At 37.0% G+C, this 15966-nt stretch carries 15 protein-coding genes; 9 read left to right on the plus strand and 6 right to left on the minus strand.

Translation table 11 applies throughout. The features are described from left to right. Positions 1-58 precede the first annotated feature (58 nt). The 8 genes from glgB (at position 59) to apaG (ending at position 11193) form a co-directional block, all read left to right on the plus strand. Positions 59-2005 carry a 1,4-alpha-glucan branching protein GlgB gene (gene glgB, locus BUA76_RS15165; RefSeq protein ID WP_072885635.1) on the plus strand — a complete coding sequence of 649 codons (1947 nt, stop codon included), beginning with the start codon at positions 59-61 and terminating at the stop codon, positions 2003-2005. Positions 2006-2012: 7 nt separating this feature from the next. Continuing rightward, positions 2013-3419 (plus strand): glycogen synthase, encoded by a 1407-nt coding sequence (locus tag BUA76_RS15170; RefSeq protein ID WP_072885636.1) that lies wholly within the window; start codon positions 2013-2015, stop codon positions 3417-3419. A 3-nt stretch (positions 3420-3422) separates the two neighbouring features. Further along, positions 3423-3950: an FEKKY domain-containing protein gene (locus BUA76_RS15175; protein WP_072885637.1), complete on the plus strand. Its 528-nt coding sequence runs from the start codon at positions 3423-3425 to the stop codon at positions 3948-3950. A 15-nt stretch (positions 3951-3965) separates the two neighbouring features. Beyond that, positions 3966-5234, plus strand: coding sequence for a glucose-1-phosphate adenylyltransferase (locus BUA76_RS15180; protein WP_072885638.1), 1269 nt, complete (start codon positions 3966-3968; stop codon positions 5232-5234). Between the two features lie 105 nt (positions 5235-5339). Beyond that, entirely contained in the window at positions 5340-6380 is a 1041-nt protein-coding gene (locus tag BUA76_RS15185) for an SRPBCC domain-containing protein (RefSeq protein ID WP_072885639.1), read from the plus strand. 123 nt (positions 6381-6503) lie between these two features. Then, a complete protein-coding gene (locus BUA76_RS15190) occupies positions 6504-9320 on the plus strand; it encodes a 2-oxoglutarate dehydrogenase E1 component (RefSeq protein ID WP_072885640.1) in 2817 nt (938 codons plus the stop codon). 133 nt (positions 9321-9453) lie between these two features. Next, positions 9454-10722, plus strand: a complete 1269-nt coding sequence (odhB, locus tag BUA76_RS15195) for a 2-oxoglutarate dehydrogenase complex dihydrolipoyllysine-residue succinyltransferase (protein ID WP_072885641.1) — start codon at positions 9454-9456, stop codon at positions 10720-10722. 81 nt (positions 10723-10803) lie between these two features. Further along, complete coding sequence (gene apaG / locus BUA76_RS15200; protein WP_072885642.1) at positions 10804-11193, plus strand: Co2+/Mg2+ efflux protein ApaG; 390 nt, start codon at positions 10804-10806, stop codon at positions 11191-11193. A gap of 64 nt (positions 11194-11257) precedes the next feature. Here apaG and BUA76_RS15205 read toward each other — a convergent pair whose 3' ends face one another. From BUA76_RS15205 to BUA76_RS15220, 4 genes are read right to left on the minus strand one after another with little or no spacing between them, the layout of a single operon-like run. Beyond that, positions 11258-11812 (minus strand): 3'-5' exonuclease, encoded by a 555-nt coding sequence (locus BUA76_RS15205; protein WP_072885643.1) that lies wholly within the window; start codon positions 11810-11812, stop codon positions 11258-11260. A 5-nt stretch (positions 11813-11817) separates the two neighbouring features. Then, positions 11818-12423 (minus strand): hypothetical protein, encoded by a 606-nt coding sequence (locus BUA76_RS15210; protein ID WP_072885644.1) that lies wholly within the window; start codon positions 12421-12423, stop codon positions 11818-11820. After that, on the minus strand, positions 12420-13391 hold the full coding sequence (locus BUA76_RS15215; RefSeq protein ID WP_072885645.1) for a glycosyltransferase family 2 protein: 972 nt from the start codon (positions 13389-13391) through the stop codon (positions 12420-12422). The genes BUA76_RS15210 and BUA76_RS15215 overlap by 4 nt, the downstream gene beginning before the upstream one ends. Continuing rightward, a complete protein-coding gene (locus BUA76_RS15220; protein ID WP_072885646.1) occupies positions 13391-14281 on the minus strand; it encodes a lysophospholipid acyltransferase family protein in 891 nt (296 codons plus the stop codon). The genes BUA76_RS15215 and BUA76_RS15220 overlap by 1 nt, the downstream gene beginning before the upstream one ends. Positions 14282-14360: 79 nt before the next feature. On the opposite strand from BUA76_RS15220, the gene BUA76_RS15225 reads away from it, so the two are divergent. Then, positions 14361-14930 (plus strand): thioredoxin family protein, encoded by a 570-nt coding sequence (locus BUA76_RS15225; protein ID WP_072885647.1) that lies wholly within the window; start codon positions 14361-14363, stop codon positions 14928-14930. Positions 14931-15006: 76 nt separating this feature from the next. Here the strand turns inward: BUA76_RS15225 and rplI are convergent, their stop codons facing one another. After that, positions 15007-15504 (minus strand): 50S ribosomal protein L9, encoded by a 498-nt coding sequence (rplI, locus tag BUA76_RS15230; protein WP_072885648.1) that lies wholly within the window; start codon positions 15502-15504, stop codon positions 15007-15009. Positions 15505-15659: 155 nt separating this feature from the next. Beyond that, the gene (gene rpsR, locus BUA76_RS15235; protein ID WP_002979091.1) at positions 15660-15962 is read right to left on the minus strand and encodes a 30S ribosomal protein S18; all 303 of its coding nucleotides are present in this window, start codon (positions 15960-15962) and stop codon (positions 15660-15662) included. Between the last annotated feature and the right edge of the window lie 4 nt (positions 15963-15966).

The following is a 15966-nucleotide window of genomic DNA, read 5'->3' on the forward strand; positions in this document are numbered from 1 at the left end:
TTCTTTCTGATTTTTTTAGTACTTTCAGAAAAATAATAAAATTTAAACTAAAACCGTGATGAATTCGGTTAAGACATATACCCTTTTTACGGATCATGATATTTATCTTTTCAAAGAAGGTAAACATTATAAGCTGTATGATAAATTTGGGGCACATTCTGCTGAAAAAGACGGAATACCCGGCGTTTACTTTTCGGTCTGGGCTCCTAATGCCAAAAAAGTTTCCGTGATTGGAAATTTCAACAACTGGAATTCCAAAGATCATATTCTTTTTCCCAGATGGGACGGCTCCGGAATCTGGGAGGGTTTTATTGCCGGTCTTACCTGGGGAACCTTGTATAAATATGCCATAGAAACTGCCGGAGGAGAAATTCTTGAAAAAAGTGATCCGTATGCATTAAGCTGGGAACAGAATATTCAGGCTGCATCATTGTTTTCAACCACATGGTATGAATGGGATGACAAAGAATGGATGGGGAAACGCTGGAAAAAAAATACTCTTAAAGCACCGCTTTCCGTTTATGAGCTGCATATTGGTTCCTGGATGAGGAATGAAGATGACCCTGAAAAGTTTTTAAATTATCGCGATATAGCAAAAAAGCTTGTTCCTTATATCAAAAAAATGGAATTCACGCATGTAGAATTTATGCCTATCATGGAATATCCGTATGACCCGAGCTGGGGCTATCAGATTACAGGTTTTTTTGCAGCCACTTCACGTTTCGGATCGCCTCAGGATCTGATGTTCCTGATTGATGAACTCCACCGCAATGATATCGGGGTAATTCTGGATTGGGTTCCTTCCCATTTTCCGGGGGATGCCAACGGATTGCACCGATTTGACGGTTCTTATCTTTACGAGCATGAAGACCCGAGAAAAGGGTTTCATCCCGACTGGAAATCCTACATTTTCAACTACGGAAGAAATGAAGTAAAATCCTTTTTAATTTCAAACGCTATGTTTTGGCTGGAACGTTATCATGCAGACGGACTTCGGGTAGATGCGGTTACTTCCATGCTTCATCTTGATTATTCCAGAAATGAAGGCGAATGGGAACCCAATATCTATGGAGGAAATGTAAATCTCGAAGCAAAAACCTTCTTACAGGAATTCAATACGGCAGTGTACAAAGAGTTTGGTGATACGATCATTACTATTGCAGAAGAGAGTTCGGATTTCCCCATGCTTACCAAACCCGTGCATAATGGAGGCGTAGGTTTCGGGATGAAATGGATGATGGGCTGGATGCATGATACACTGGATTATTTTAAAAAAGATCCTATTGACAGAAAATTTTATCATCATAAACTCACTTTTGCTTCCATGTACATGTATAATGAAAATTATATGATGCCTCTGTCTCACGATGAGGTGGTACATGGCAAATCAAGCCTGATTTACAAGATGTTTGGTGATGAATGGCAGAAATTTGCCAATCTCCGGGCACTGTATGTGTATATGTTTACCCACCCTGGAGCCAAACTTTTATTTATGGGCGATGAGTTCGGGCAGACCAATGAATGGAATTTCAAAAAAAGTCTGGACTGGCATTTGCTTGTATATCCCGTTCATAATGGATTGCAGAAACTGGTAAAAGATCTTAACCATCTATACAGGAATGAAACGGCTTTTTACGAAAACCAGTTTTCGCCGGAAGGCTTTGAATGGATACAGGCAGATGATGTTGATAATTCGGTTTATATTTATCTGAGAAAAGGTCAGCGGAAAGATGATTCATATATGGTAATTCTTAACCTCACTCCAAGAGTTATTGATTACAAAATTGGTGTAACCGCAGCTAGTCATTGGGAAGTGATTCTAAATTCCGATGATGAACAATATGCAGGAAGCGGCGTGAAAGCCGATATTTTTAATGAACAGTATGAAGAATATTTGGGACATCAGAAATCCATAAGCCTTAATCTTCCTCCGCTGGCAGGGATTGTTTTAAAAAGGCAAGATAAAAAATTCAAACAAAATAGAATTAAACATCACAAAAGATAAGATAAAAATGATAATTTACCATCTAAGTACGGAATGTTATCCGGTAGCCAAAGTAGGCGGTCTGGCGGATGTAGTAGGCGCTTTGCCGAAGTATCAGAATAAAATTAAAGATATTGATGCGAAGGTTGTTATGCCCTGGTACAACAAATCTTTTGTCTATGATCATGAGTTTGACATAGTTTTTGATGGCTATATTCACCAGGGAGGAAATATGCTGCAGGTTCAGGTTTTAAAGGAGAAATCAGATGTTTTGGGCTTCGAACTTTATATGGTAAAAATCCCGGGACTTTTAGACAGGGACAATCCTTACGGCTATCAGGATGAAAACTTTCAGTTTATAGGTTTTCAGCATGGTGTTCTTCATTGGTTAAGTGCGATGAATATCCGTCCGGATGTTTTACATTGTCATGATTATCATACGGGGCTGGTTCCTTTTATGATTGAATATTGTCCCGAATTTTCGCCTCTGAAAGGCGTAAAAACCATAGCAACCATTCATAACGGCGAATATCAGGGAATGATGAGCTGGGAAATGGCGAGGTATCTTCCGTCTTTTGATCAGTATAAATGGGGGTTAATGGACTGGAACGGGCTGATCAACCCTTTAGCAAGCATGATTAAATGCGCCAACGCTTTTACAACGGTTTCGCAGGGTTATCTTGAAGAGCTGTACATAAGCTTCCGCGGACTTGAAAGTCTTATAAGGGATGAATTTGGTAAGGCATACGGAATTATCAACGGAATTGATACCGAAGTATGGAACCCGGAAACTGATCCGATGCTGGATTTTAACTTTAACATTAAAAACGCTGTAGAACAGAAAAAGAAAGGCAAGGAAAAACTTTGCAGAGAATACGGGCTGAAGCCGGAACTTCCTTTATTTGCCTTCATCGGAAGGTTTGCCACAGAAAAAGGTGCAGATCTTATTCCGGATATTGTCTGGAAAAGCATTAAACAAAGCTACGGTGCACTCAATATCATGGTTTTAGGATCCGGTAACAGTTATATTGAAAATAAGCTTAAAGAATACGATTATACCTACACCAATTTTGCTTTGGATTTAGGATATAAGGAACATCTTTCGCATAAAATATATGCTTCGGCGGATTTTTTGCTGATGCCTTCAAGGGTAGAACCATGCGGTCTTAACCAAATGTATTCCATGAGATACGGAACAGTACCGATTGTACGATACACTGGAGGATTGAGAGACACGGTAACAGATATTTCCACCGGCGGAGCAGGGATCAATTTTACTTATCCCGGAGTAGACGATGTTATTCACGCCATGAACAGGGCATTAATGCTTTACAATCAAAAAGATGTCATGGAAAACCTTATTGATGCCAATATGAATTTTGATTTTTCATGGGAAAAATCAGCGGAAAAATATATAGCTTTATATAAAAACTAAAATTTGAAAAAACTGTTTTCTGTATTTGTATTCGTGATTATTCTATCCTGTACCAAAAAAGAGGGTACCATGGTTCATGAAGACGGATATTATAGATTTTTAACTTATGGATTTCCAAATGTTGAAAGAGATAAGCTGAAAGATTTGATTTCATCTCAATGGAAAATTAAATATGAGAACGTTGCAGGTTGTACCGTAACACAAGAATTGATGGACAGTGTAAGAGCCGAAAATGAAAAAACAGATCTTGCACTCCAGAAAAAGTATGGTAAAAACTGGAAAGAAAAATATGAAAATGATATTCAAAAAGCTTTGATGAAACAAGTTGATATAATGGATGTTTTAATCACCAATCAAATGTTCAGAAAAGAACTCGTCAGTCATCAGATAGAAATTGATAATGTGGAAAAAGATGCAGAGGAACTTGACAGACCGGATTTTTATAAAGTAAATATATACAAAGATCATTCAACAATTGCCTTTACGGTAAATGTAGACATCAAAAACAGAAAAGTTAACTTAATAAAATAAAACGCAAAATAGACTATGAATCGCAATGTAATTTCCATTGTTTTAGGAGGAGGTAGAGGAACAAGACTGTTCCCGCTAACGTACACAAGATCTAAACCGGCTGTTCCCATCGCCGGAAAATACAGATTGGTAGATATTCCTATTTCAAACTGTTTAAATTCAGGAATGAATAAAATCCTGGTTTTAACGCAATTTAATTCAGCTTCTTTAAATTCACACATTAAAAACTCTTACCATTTCGATATTTTCAGCAAAGGTTTTGTAGATATTCTTGCTGCAGAACAAAATGTTGAGAATGAAAACTGGTATCAGGGAACGGCTGATGCGGTACGCCAGTCAATGAAACATTTGGAAAAATATGATTATGATTATATCTTGATTCTTTCAGGAGACCAGCTTTACCAGATGGATTTCAAGGAAATGCTGGATTTCCATATCGAAAAAGGTGGCGATGTCACTATTGCAACCATTCCGGTAAACGCCAAGGATGCTACAGGTTTTGGAATTTTGAGCTCGGATGACGAGGGTAATATCACCTCTTTCGTTGAAAAGCCGGGATATGATATCTTAGACGGTTTAAAATCCGAAGTTTCGGAAGAAAATAAACATGCAGGAAAAGAATTTCTGGCTTCAATGGGAATTTATATTTTTACCAAATCCATTCTTAAAAAAATGTTTGATGAAGGGGCGGGAGATGATTTCGGAAAAGATATTATTCCTAATTCTATCGGGAAATATACTACCCTAAGCTATCAGTACGAAGGATACTGGACAGATATCGGAACCATTGAATCTTTCTACGAAGCAAATCTGGATCTTTGTCAGGATTTTCCTCAGTTCAATCTTTTCTCTTCATCACCGATTTATACAAGAGCGAGAATGCTCCCGCCGTCTAAAATCAACGGTTCGTATGTAAGCAAAGCAGTATTCGGAGACGGATGTATTATCATGGCAGATAAAATTGAAAACTCCGTAATCGGAAACAGAACTAGAATCGATAAAGGAAGTACCATTGTAAATTCTTATGTAATGGGTGCCGATTTTTATCAGGATCCTACAGAAATTATCAACAATGACAGAAATGGGCAGCCTAATATGGGAATTGGAAAATACTGCTATATTGAAAAAGCAATTTTAGATAAAAACTGCCACATTGGCGACAACGTGCGGATCATAGGAGGAAAACATATCAGTGACGGAGATTACGGTACGTATTCCGTTCAGGACGGAATTATTGTAGTGAAAAAAGGTGCGGTTCTTACACCTGGAACTCATATTGGGTAAAAAGATTGAAAAAGTTAAACATACAGTTGAACTTTGTCAAAAATAAATTAAAAACAGAGTGATCATCATATTGGTCACTTTTGTTATTTTCAATACATTTGTACGATGCGTTTTTTTAAAATCATAGCAGCTATTGTTTTATTACTGATCGGGGCTTATGCGGCTTCCATGTATTATTTTGTGGATGAAAGCAAAGATTTTAAAATAGAAAAAGAGATCAATTATCCGGTAGAAAAAGTTTTTAATCAGTTTAATAATCTACAGAACTTTACACGCTGGAATAATTTTTTTACAAGTTCAAGTTCCGTCGATATTGATTATTATACACCCTATGAAGGGCAGGGAAGTTCCATAAGTTATACGGACCCGAAAAATGATACAAACGGAGAAATGTTTCTGCGTTATGAAAACCCAAACAGAACGCTGCGTTATCAGCTTTTTGAAGACAACAATGAAAGTCCTACTGTGGTTGATGTAAAATTTAAAGCCATTGCCGCAGAAAAAACAAAAATCACCTGGATTGTACATACTCCTAAACTGTCTGTTTTGAGACGCGTTGAAAACTTCTGGACAGAAGACCGTTTTGCAGAAAATATTGATAAAAGCATGGTGAAGCTCAACAATGTTTTAGGCAATAAGGTTGAGAAGGACAACCAGATGGCAGCTATAAAATATGACAGCCTGATGGTTGAAAATGAGGAAGAAAAACTTCTCTTAGGAATCAACGTAAGCACTTCCAACAAAAAAGATGCGCTGTACAGAAATATTGTGATGAATTATAATAAAATCTATAATTACACCACAATGGATCTGGGCAAAAAAGAGGATGAATTCGGTTTTCCTGTTCTGATCACAGATGCTGATAATTATAAAGATAAGGAAGTTTCTTATTTTCTTGGAATTCCTTTGTCTAAAAAATTTGGGCTTACGGATAACAACTTCAGTTTCAGGACACAGGGTCCTACCCAAAACTACATCATGTATTACAAAGGAAATTATGCGGGGAGAGTAAAAGCAATCCAGCAGCTGATTCAGAAAGCCAAAAAAGAGGAGATGCGTTTTGGTGATATCCGGCAGACGTTTTTGGAGCGCCCGGTAGAGGATGGAGATGTGAATATGAAACTCTCATTATCAGTATTTAAGTAAATTCATTAAATTTATTTCTTTTATAGTTTTTTTAATAGTTACAGGCTGTTCCAAGTCGGTTTTTTTTATTAAATTTGGAGTTTAATTCTACAAACAAATTTTAATAACAGATAAACTGTAATAATGGACAGATTTTCATTCCTAAACGCAGCTCATTCTCAGTTAATTGAGGATTTATACCAACAGTATTTAAAATTTCCCGATTCTTTAGAACCATCATGGAAGGCCTTTTTTCAGGGCTTCGATTTTGCATTGGAGAATTACGGAGATGATGATTATATTCAATACACACAGGCTCCGGCTGCTTCTGCTCCGGTAGTACAGCAGGCAGCACAGGCTGCATCAAATGGTGAAGTTCCTGAGCACATCAAAAAAGAATTTAAGGTGGTAAACCTTATCGAAGCGTACAGAACGAGAGGACATCTGTTTACGAAGACAAACCCTGTTAGAGAAAGAAGACATTATACCCCAACTTTAGATATCGAAAATTTCGGTCTCGATAAGTCAGATCTTAATACAAAATTCAACTGTGCCGTTGAAACAGGAATGAAAGGTCCTGCAACGTTACAAGAGCTCATCACTCACCTTGAGAATATCTATTGTGATTCTATCGGGGTAGAGTATATGCACATCAACAATGTTGAGGAAAAAGATTTCATTAAAAAATGGATTCAGGTTAACGAAAACCATCCAAGCCTTTCAGCAAATGAAAAAACTGAGATTTTATTGAAATTAAATCAGGCTGTAGCATTTGAAAATTATCTTCACACAAAATTTGTCGGACAAAAAAGGTTTTCTCTTGAAGGCGGTGAAACATTGATTCCTGCATTGGATCAGTTGATTTCAAGATCTTCACAGCTGGGCGTTGATGAGGTTGTTTTAGGAATGGCACACAGAGGAAGACTGAATGTCCTTACCAACATTTTCGGGAAATCATACAAACAGATCTTTTCTGAATTTGAAGGAAAAGAATTTGAAGAAGACGTATTTTCAGGAGATGTAAAATACCATTTAGGTTCATCTAAAAAAATCAAAACAGCTTCAGGAGAGGAAGTATCCATCAACCTTACCCCGAACCCGTCTCACCTTGAAACGGTTGCTGCTCTTGTAGAAGGGATCTGCCGTGCAAAAGTAGATGATAAATACAAAGGAGATTATTCTAAAATTTTACCGATCGTAATCCACGGTGACGGTGCTATTGCCGGACAGGGTATTGCTTACGAAGTTGCCCAGATGATGACACTGGAAGGTTACAGAACGGGTGGTACGGTTCATATCGTTGTTAATAATCAGGTTTCTTTCACAACAAATTACATGGATGCAAGATCTTCAACCTATTGTACGGATATCGCAAAAGTTACCGAATCTCCTGTAATGCACGTAAATGCGGATGATGCAGAAGCTGTGGTTCATGCGATCCATTTTGCTGCTGATTTCAGAGCAAAATTCGGTAAAGATGTTTACATCGATTTATTAGGATACAGAAAATACGGTCACAACGAAGGAGATGAGCCAAGATTTACGCAGCCGAACCTTTATAAACTTATTTCAAAACATCCGAATCCAAGAGAAATCTATAAAGATAAATTGTTGAAGGACAGCGTGACTTCAAATGATGTTATCGCTAAAATGGAAACGGAATTCAAAGCACTTTTAGACAAAGATTTCGATGCATCCAAAGAAATTGAGAAAAACGTAATGGATGTTTTCATGGCAGACGACTGGACGAATTACCCAATTGCTAAAAGAGGCGCAGTACAGGAGGCTGTTGATACAAAATACAATCTTGAAAAGCTGAAAGAGCTGGCTGTTAAAATGTCTACGCTTCCTGCTGATAAGAAGTTTATAAATAAAATCACTAGGCTTTTTGAAAACAGGATTAAAGCCATCGAAGCAGATTCTTTAGACTGGGCGTTGGGAGAATGGCTGGCTTATGCAACACTTTTGGTGGAAGGACACAACGTAAGAATTTCCGGGGAAGATGTAGAGAGAGGAACTTTCTCACACAGACATGCCGTAGTAAAGACTGAAGATACAGAAGAAGAATATATTCCGTTAAGACACGTTTCAGAAAGCAGATTTGATGTTTACAATTCTCACCTTTCAGAATACGGGGTTTTAGGTTTTGATTATGGATATGCGATGGCTTCTCCTAACACATTAACCATTTGGGAAGCTCAGTTCGGAGATTTCGTAAACGGTGCCCAGATTATTGTAGACCAATATCTGGCTGCTGCAGAAGAAAAATGGAAAATTCAGGATGGTTTGGTAATGTTGTTGCCGCACGGTTCGGAAGGTCAGGGAGCGGAACACTCTTCCGCAAGACTGGAAAGATTCCTTACGCTTTGTGCAAATGAAAATATGGTAGTAGCCAATATTACTTCTCCTGCGAACTATTTCCACTTGCTAAGAAGACAGTTGAAATGGTCATTCAGAAAGCCGTTAATCGTAATGAGTCCGAAATCATTATTAAGACATCCGAAAGTAGTTTCTCCGCTTGAAGATTTTGCAAACGGAAGTTTCCAGCCGATTTTAGACGATCCTAATGCAGACCCTAAAAAAGTTGAAAAATTAGTGCTTTGTTCAGGAAAATTATACTTCGAATTATTGGCTAAAAAAGAAGAGTTAAATGCTGAAAATATTGCCTTGGTAAGATTTGAGCAGCTTTATCCTTTACAGAATGATGCTATTGAAGCCATCTTCGAAAAATATTCAAACAGAAAAGAAATCGTATGGGCTCAAGAAGAACCTGAAAACATGGGAGCATGGTCTTATATCTTAAGAAACTTCAGAGATACGGGAATCCAGGTAGTTGCTCCGGTTCCAAGCGGTGCTCCGGCTCCAGGAAGCCACAAGATGTTTGAGAAAAACCAGAATGCAGTAATCAACAGGGTATTCGACAGAAATGATGCTCCGGTAAAAAGACCTGTAACCGCTTAATTTTAATAAAGTGAGAGGTGAGATGTTAGAAGTAAGATGTACAAGCGTAAAGCTGAGATTCAAAAAGTTTATGATCTATCGTCTGTTCTCTTAAAATCTAAAAAATAATAAATAAAAAAATAAAAAATACGATATGTCAGTTTTAGAAATGAAAGTTCCTTCACCGGGCGAATCAATTACAGAAGTTGAAATTGCAACCTGGCTTGTAAAAGATGGTGATTATGTAGAGAAAGATCAACCCATCGCGGAGGTAGACTCAGACAAAGCAACGTTGGAATTGCCTGCTGAAGAAAGCGGTGTAATTACTTTAAAAGCTGAAGAAGGGGATGTGGTACAGGTAGGACAAGTGGTTTGCTTAATCGATAGGGATGCCGCAAAACCTTCAGGAAGTGCTGCTCCAGCTGCTGAAGCTCCAAAGCAGGAAGAATCTCCGAAAGCTGCTGAACCAGCGAAACAGGAAGCTCCGGCTCCACAAGCTGCTGCTCAACCGGTGGCTGCTGCAACGCAAACCTATGCAACGGGCGCTCCGTCTCCTGCCGCTAAAAAAATCCTTGATGAAAAAGGAATGGACGCTTCACAGGTTTCAGGAAGCGGAAGAGATGGCAGAATTACAAAATCAGATGCTGAATTGGCTGCAGTTCCTGCATTGGGAGGAAATCCGGTTACCGCTACAGGTTCCAGATCTACAACAACAACTAAACTTTCAGTTCTTAGAAGAAAAATAGCGCAGAGATTAGTTTCTGTTAAAAATGAAACAGCAATGTTAACGACTTTCAACGAAGTTGACATGTCTGAAATCTTTAGATTAAGAAAATTATATAAAGAAGAATTTGCTCAGAGACACGGAGTAGGATTGGGTTTCATGTCTTTCTTCACGAAAGCGGTTACAAGAGCATTGCAGATGTATCCGGATGTAAATGCATCCATCGACGGAGATTTCAAAGTAAACTATGATTTCTGCGATATTTCGATTGCCGTTTCAGGTCCTAAAGGATTAATGGTTCCGGTATTGAGAAATGCCGAAAATATGTCTTTTGCAAGCGTTGAAGCCAACATCAAAGATCTTGCTACCAAAGTAAGAGACGGAAAGATTACCGTAGACGAAATGACGGGGGGTACATTCACCATTACCAATGGTGGTACATTCGGTTCTATGCTGTCTACCCCGATTATCAACCCGCCGCAATCTGCGATTCTTGGAATGCACAATATCATTCAAAGACCGGTTGCAGTTGATGGGCAGGTCGTAATCCGTCCGATGATGTATGTAGCAATGTCTTATGACCACAGAATAATCGATGGAAAAGAGTCTGTTGGATTCCTTGTTGCGGTAAAAGAAGCCATCGACAATCCGGTAGGAATTCTAATGAACGGGGACGAAAGAAAAGGCCTGGGCTTATAAGTATAAAATAAATTATACATTATAAATTTCAATCTCGCCCAAAAAGGGCGAGATTTTTGTATATTTTAAGAAAATACCAAGATGATGTTCTCTAAAATGACCTCCAATATCAAAGTTTCAGTAGTACCTGAATATGATAGCAAAAACAGTTATCCATCTGAAAACAGATATGTTTTTAAGTATAACATTACGATCGAAAATGACGGAAGCTTCCCGATAAAGATTTTAAAGCGAAAATGGCTGATCTTTGATGTGGGATTCGGCTATACGGAAATCATCGGAGACGGTGTTATAGGATTAACCCCGGAGATTGCTGTCAGTGAAAATTTCGCCTATTTTTCCAATGTAATGCTTCGTTCCGGAGTAGGAAATATGAGTGGAAAATATCTTGTAAGAAATATGGAAACCCAGGAAAATTTTGAAATTGATATTCCGAAATTTAATCTCTTATCGGAAGTTTTAAGTAACTAAAATTCCGTAATATGGAAATTTGTTCTGTATTCCGGAATTAGATTCTATTTACTTGAAAAGAAAATTAAAGTTTTTTAATCTTTAATTTCATATAATCTGCAATTTCTTCATTAGTGCTTAGAAACAGCTTTTCGAAAGCCAGTAAAGCTATCTTTGCACATACTTCTGCATCATCGCCAGCTCTGTGATGATTAAAGCTTAGCTGATGATATTCTGCCAAATGTTTTAACCCATATCTAGGTAAATAATTCCATGATTTCTTTGCAAGCTGTATGCTGCACAAATAATTTAATTTAGGCGCAAACATGCCGTAATGATTCAGGCATCCACGTAACACACCAGCATCGAATCCTGCATTATGGGCAATCATTAGTGTTCCATACATCATTTCCTCCGCTTCATACCAGATTTCATCAAAAGTAGGAGCATCTTTTACGTCGTCCGGTACAATTCCGTGTACATCTATATTAAACGGATTAAAATAAGGGAAGCTCGGAGGTTTAATGAGCCATGTCTTTGTTTCCACAATTTTTGAATCCTGAACAATACAAACACCAAGCTCACATGCAGAATTTCTCTCATGCGTAGCGGTTTCAAAATCTATGGCACAAAAATCCATAATTATTATGTGGTTATTTTAAAAAACAGTGTGCTTTTGTTCGTGGCAACTTTCGTGATATCGCTAATAATATGGCTGTATTTTTGTTTTAAGCTGTTGATATCAACACCATCGTTATCACTTAGCGTAATAATAAATCCTGTAGTAATATTTTTACTTTCCGGTGTATCAATAGTCTCTTTTAAAATGCTTCCGTGCGTAATATTTTCAGTGAGGTATCTATTTAGAAGCTCTGCTGTTTTTTTGTCTGCATTTTTAGTAATGGTAATGCGGAATCTTCCGGCATTAATTCCTTCCTTAAGCCTTACCAGATAAACAGAACCTTTTTTGAAATTAACTTTGCCTTTTTTATCAACTTTATCACGAATATCTTTAAAAGAAAGATTCTTTTCGGAGGCCGGCTTTTCTTTTTCAGGATCGAGATTATCGACAATGTCACGAAATGAAAATATTTTAACATTTACGGGATCCGTATCTTTTAAAGATTCTACACTTTTTTCTGATATTGTTTTGATACTGTAACTTTTATCAATAGCAGACCATTCATTTTTCTGCGAAAATGCATGCTGAAAGAAAAGTAAAAATAATAAGAATAATGAAGTTGTTTTCATTTCAAAAAATGTTTAAAAATCAACCATTTAGATTGATAAAATTGATGTTTTTGATTCTTCTGCCGTCTTTTCCATGTTCCGGGAATATAAGTGTAGAATGCAAAATGCGCTCTTCCTACTGCCCAAAAATGAGAGATTCCGTATTTGTAACCAAAATATACCGCAGCCAGTCCGTCAAGACAAAGCCTTGAAAATATTACGGCGATTAATTGTGGTAATGGTAAATTTTTAAGCAGCATTACAAGGTTATTCCTCATATTAAGAAACGTTTTTTTTGCACTTTGCTTATTCAAAGTTCCACCGCCAACATGAAAAACTTCAGATTTTCCGGTATAAAAAATTTTTTTCCCTGCATTGATCAGTCTCCAGCAGAGATCGATTTCTTCCTGATGGGCAAAAAATCGCTCGTCAAAACCATTTTGTTGCCAAAAATCTTTAGAACGGATAAATAAACAGCATCCCGAAGCCCAGAAAATTTCAGCTTCATCATTATACTGTCCATGATCTTGTTCAATATCGTCGAAAACTCTTCCCCTGCAGTAAGGATATCCTAAATTATCAATCAGTCCACCCGCAGCACCTGCAAATTCAAAATAATTTTTTCTGTCATAGGATAAAATTTTCGGCTGTACTGCTGCTATTTCGGGATTTTTTTCCAGCAATTCAATTGCAGGCCCTGTCCAGTTTTCAGTCACTTCCACATCAGAATTCAGAAGGCAGTATATTTCGTTGTCGATATGCTTTAAACCTTCGTTATATCCGCCCGCAAAACCGTAATTTTTATCGTTTCTAATAATCTTTACTTCTGGAAAATAATTCAGTAAAAAATCAATAGAATTATCTGTTGAAAGATTGTCGATCACATAAATATCAGATTGAGGAGAGAAACGCACTACGCTTGGAAGAAATTTTTCCAACCATGATTTTCCGTTCCAGTTTAATATGACAACCGCTAATTTTTTTTGCATCAATCTTGTTTTTTATCTGAATCAAAATTTTTGATAGAATCCTGGTATTTCCATTTTCTGTGTGACCAGAGATAATTGTCCGGACGTTTGTTAATCGTATTTTCCAGCAACTTATGGAATTTTTTTACCACCTCATGTTCAACAAATTTTTCTCCATCCGGATAGATTCTGTGGTAATTCACCTGATAGAATCCTCGTTTCACCTTCTTCATCTCGCAATAAATAAACGCAAGATCCATTTTTGTTGCCAGTCTGTCATAGCCAGTAAAGACAGGTGTTCTCTGATTAAGGAATTCTAAACCGTAGGTGATATGGGCAAAATGCGGAGTCTGGTCCGCTACAAACATATATGCTGAGCTTCCATCGTTCTTGGATCGTACAATATTAAGGATTACTTCTTTTGCTTCAAGTGCTTCATTCCCGAATTTGTTGCGGACATTTTTCATCTGGTTTTCCCAGAAATCACTGTTTACTTTTCTATACACGGGATGGCAGTGATCCTGAGGAATTATTTTCGCCAAAGCATTGATCCATTCCCAGTTGAATACATGTCCCGCCAGTAAGATGATGTTTTTACCTTCTTGTTTTGCTTCATGAAAAACTTCCTGGTTAATATGCTGCATCCTTACTCTTGATTCCGTTTCTGAAATACCAAAAGATTTAATGGTCTCTACCAAATAATCGGAAAAATTGCGGTAGAATTTTTTTCTTATTTCTGTTATTTCCTTTTCAGATTTTTCAGGAAAGGAGTTTTTAAGATTTTTAGTAATAACATTTTTCCGGTAGCCTACTAAATAATAATTCAGAAAGAACATAATATCTGAAAAAATATATAATATTTTCAGAGGAAGCTTGGAAATTAAGTTTAATATTTTGATCAGAAAATTCATAAAACATGCAAATTTACGGATAATAAAAATATGGTTGTATTTTTGCTTGCAAATACTCATATTTTTTTAATTTTACAATATGAAAAAATTATCATTAATAGGATTTTTGGGGATCAGTTTTTTTGCTTTTTCCCAAAATGTAAAGCCAACAGAAGAAAGAAAGAATGATGAAAAGGCACTGTTGGTGAAACCAGATCATTCTGAGCTTGACGCTAAAAAAAAGGCTGCGGAAGAGAAGGCAAAACTGCCGAAGCCCTATGATCCGAAAGCTGATGCTGAAAAAGATATTCAGAATCTTATTGCCAAAGCCAAAAAGGAGAAAAAGAATATCATGATTCAGGCAGGTGGTAACTGGTGCATCTGGTGTCTCAGATTCAATCAGTTTGTACAAACAACACCGGAGCTGAAATCAATTGTTGACAAAAACTACGAATATTATCACCTCAATTATTCCCCTGATAACAAAAATGAAAAAGTTTTTGCAGCCTATGGAAATCCCGGTGAAAAATTTGGGTATCCGGTGTTTATTATTCTTGATAAAAACGGCAAAATGATCCATGTTCAGCAGAGTGACGTTTTTGAAGAAGGTAAAGGGTACAGCCTTGAAAAAGTAAAAGCGTTTTTTAAGCAATGGGCCCCAAAGTCGTAAACTTAATTCACGAATTTATCTATTAAAAAAACCACTTCAATTTGAAGTGGTTTTGTATTGTAAAAAGTCTTGTAGATTAAGCTTCTTCAGATTTAGTTTCTTCCTTTTTAGGAGCAGCTTCAACCGGTGCATCAGATACGATATCGAATTCGAAATTGTATTCTACATTTCTGTGTAGTCTGATGTTAGCAGTTACTTTACCAGTTCTTTTAATTGTGTTTCCTGGGATTTTGATGTATTTCTTCTCAACAGAAACTCCAGCTTTTTCAAGCGCTGCAGAAAGATCTGCATTGTTGATAGATCCAAATAATTTATCACCAGAACCTACTTTTGCAGGAATCGTAATAGAAGTTTTTTTCAATTGTTCAACTACAGCGTTTGCAGCAGCGATTAATTTAGCTTCTTCTTCTTTTCTGGCTTCCAAAGTAGCTTCAAGAGCTGCTTTGTTTTTAGGCGTTGCTAAAAGCGCGTATCCCTGAGGAATTAAGAAGTTTCTAGCATAACCTGGCTTTACGCTTACGGTGTCGAATTCAAGACCTAAATTTTCTACGTCTTTTTTTAGGATAATGTCCATTGTTGTTGTCCTTTTTTTAGATGTTAGAAGTGAGATATTAGAAATTAGACTTAATGTCTTTTGTCTGAGATCTGAAATCTAAAATCAAGTTAGAATTAATTATGTATTCAGCAACAAAAAGCCAAAAGCTGAAGCTAATGGCTAATTGCAATTTTTTATTTCAATAAGTCAGCTACGTATGGTAGTAAGGCAAGGTGTCTTGCTCTTTTGATTGCAGCAGAAACTTTTCTCTGATATTTTAAAGAAGTTCCTGTGTATCTTCTTGGTAAGATTTTACCTTGTTCGTTTACAAACTGTAATAAGAAATCAGCATCTTTGTAATCAACGTGCTTAATTCCGTATTTTTTGAATCTACAATATTTCTTTTCAGATTTTGTATTGATATCAAGCGGAGTAAGGAATTTTACTTCAGATTCTCCTCCAGCTGAGGCTTGTTTAGCCATTTCGTCTATTGCCATGTCT

Source organism: Chryseobacterium takakiae, assembly GCF_900129385.1.
Taxonomy (GTDB): domain Bacteria; phylum Bacteroidota; class Bacteroidia; order Flavobacteriales; family Weeksellaceae; genus Chryseobacterium; species Chryseobacterium takakiae.

Coding starts and splice junctions, on each gene's coding strand:
- glgB (WP_072885635.1), top strand. CDS start 59: ATGAATTCGGTTAAGACATATACCCTTTTTACGGATCATGATATTTAT.
- BUA76_RS15220 (WP_072885646.1), bottom strand. CDS start 14,281: ATGAATTTTCTGATCAAAATATTAAACTTAATTTCCAAGCTTCCTCTG.
- BUA76_RS15185 (WP_072885639.1), top strand. CDS start 5,340: ATGCGTTTTTTTAAAATCATAGCAGCTATTGTTTTATTACTGATCGGG.
- BUA76_RS15190 (WP_072885640.1), top strand. CDS start 6,504: ATGGACAGATTTTCATTCCTAAACGCAGCTCATTCTCAGTTAATTGAG.
- rpsR (WP_002979091.1), bottom strand. CDS start 15,962: ATGGCAATAGACGAAATGGCTAAACAAGCCTCAGCTGGAGGAGAATCT.
- BUA76_RS15205 (WP_072885643.1), bottom strand. CDS start 11,812: ATGGATTTTTGTGCCATAGATTTTGAAACCGCTACGCATGAGAGAAAT.
- rplI (WP_072885648.1), bottom strand. CDS start 15,504: ATGGACATTATCCTAAAAAAAGACGTAGAAAATTTAGGTCTTGAATTC.
- BUA76_RS15210 (WP_072885644.1), bottom strand. CDS start 12,423: ATGAAAACAACTTCATTATTCTTATTATTTTTACTTTTCTTTCAGCAT.
- odhB (WP_072885641.1), top strand. CDS start 9,454: ATGTCAGTTTTAGAAATGAAAGTTCCTTCACCGGGCGAATCAATTACA.
- BUA76_RS15215 (WP_072885645.1), bottom strand. CDS start 13,391: ATGCAAAAAAAATTAGCGGTTGTCATATTAAACTGGAACGGAAAATCA.
- BUA76_RS15170 (WP_072885636.1), top strand. CDS start 2,013: ATGATAATTTACCATCTAAGTACGGAATGTTATCCGGTAGCCAAAGTA.
- BUA76_RS15180 (WP_072885638.1), top strand. CDS start 3,966: ATGAATCGCAATGTAATTTCCATTGTTTTAGGAGGAGGTAGAGGAACA.
- BUA76_RS15225 (WP_072885647.1), top strand. CDS start 14,361: ATGAAAAAATTATCATTAATAGGATTTTTGGGGATCAGTTTTTTTGCT.
- apaG (WP_072885642.1), top strand. CDS start 10,804: ATGATGTTCTCTAAAATGACCTCCAATATCAAAGTTTCAGTAGTACCT.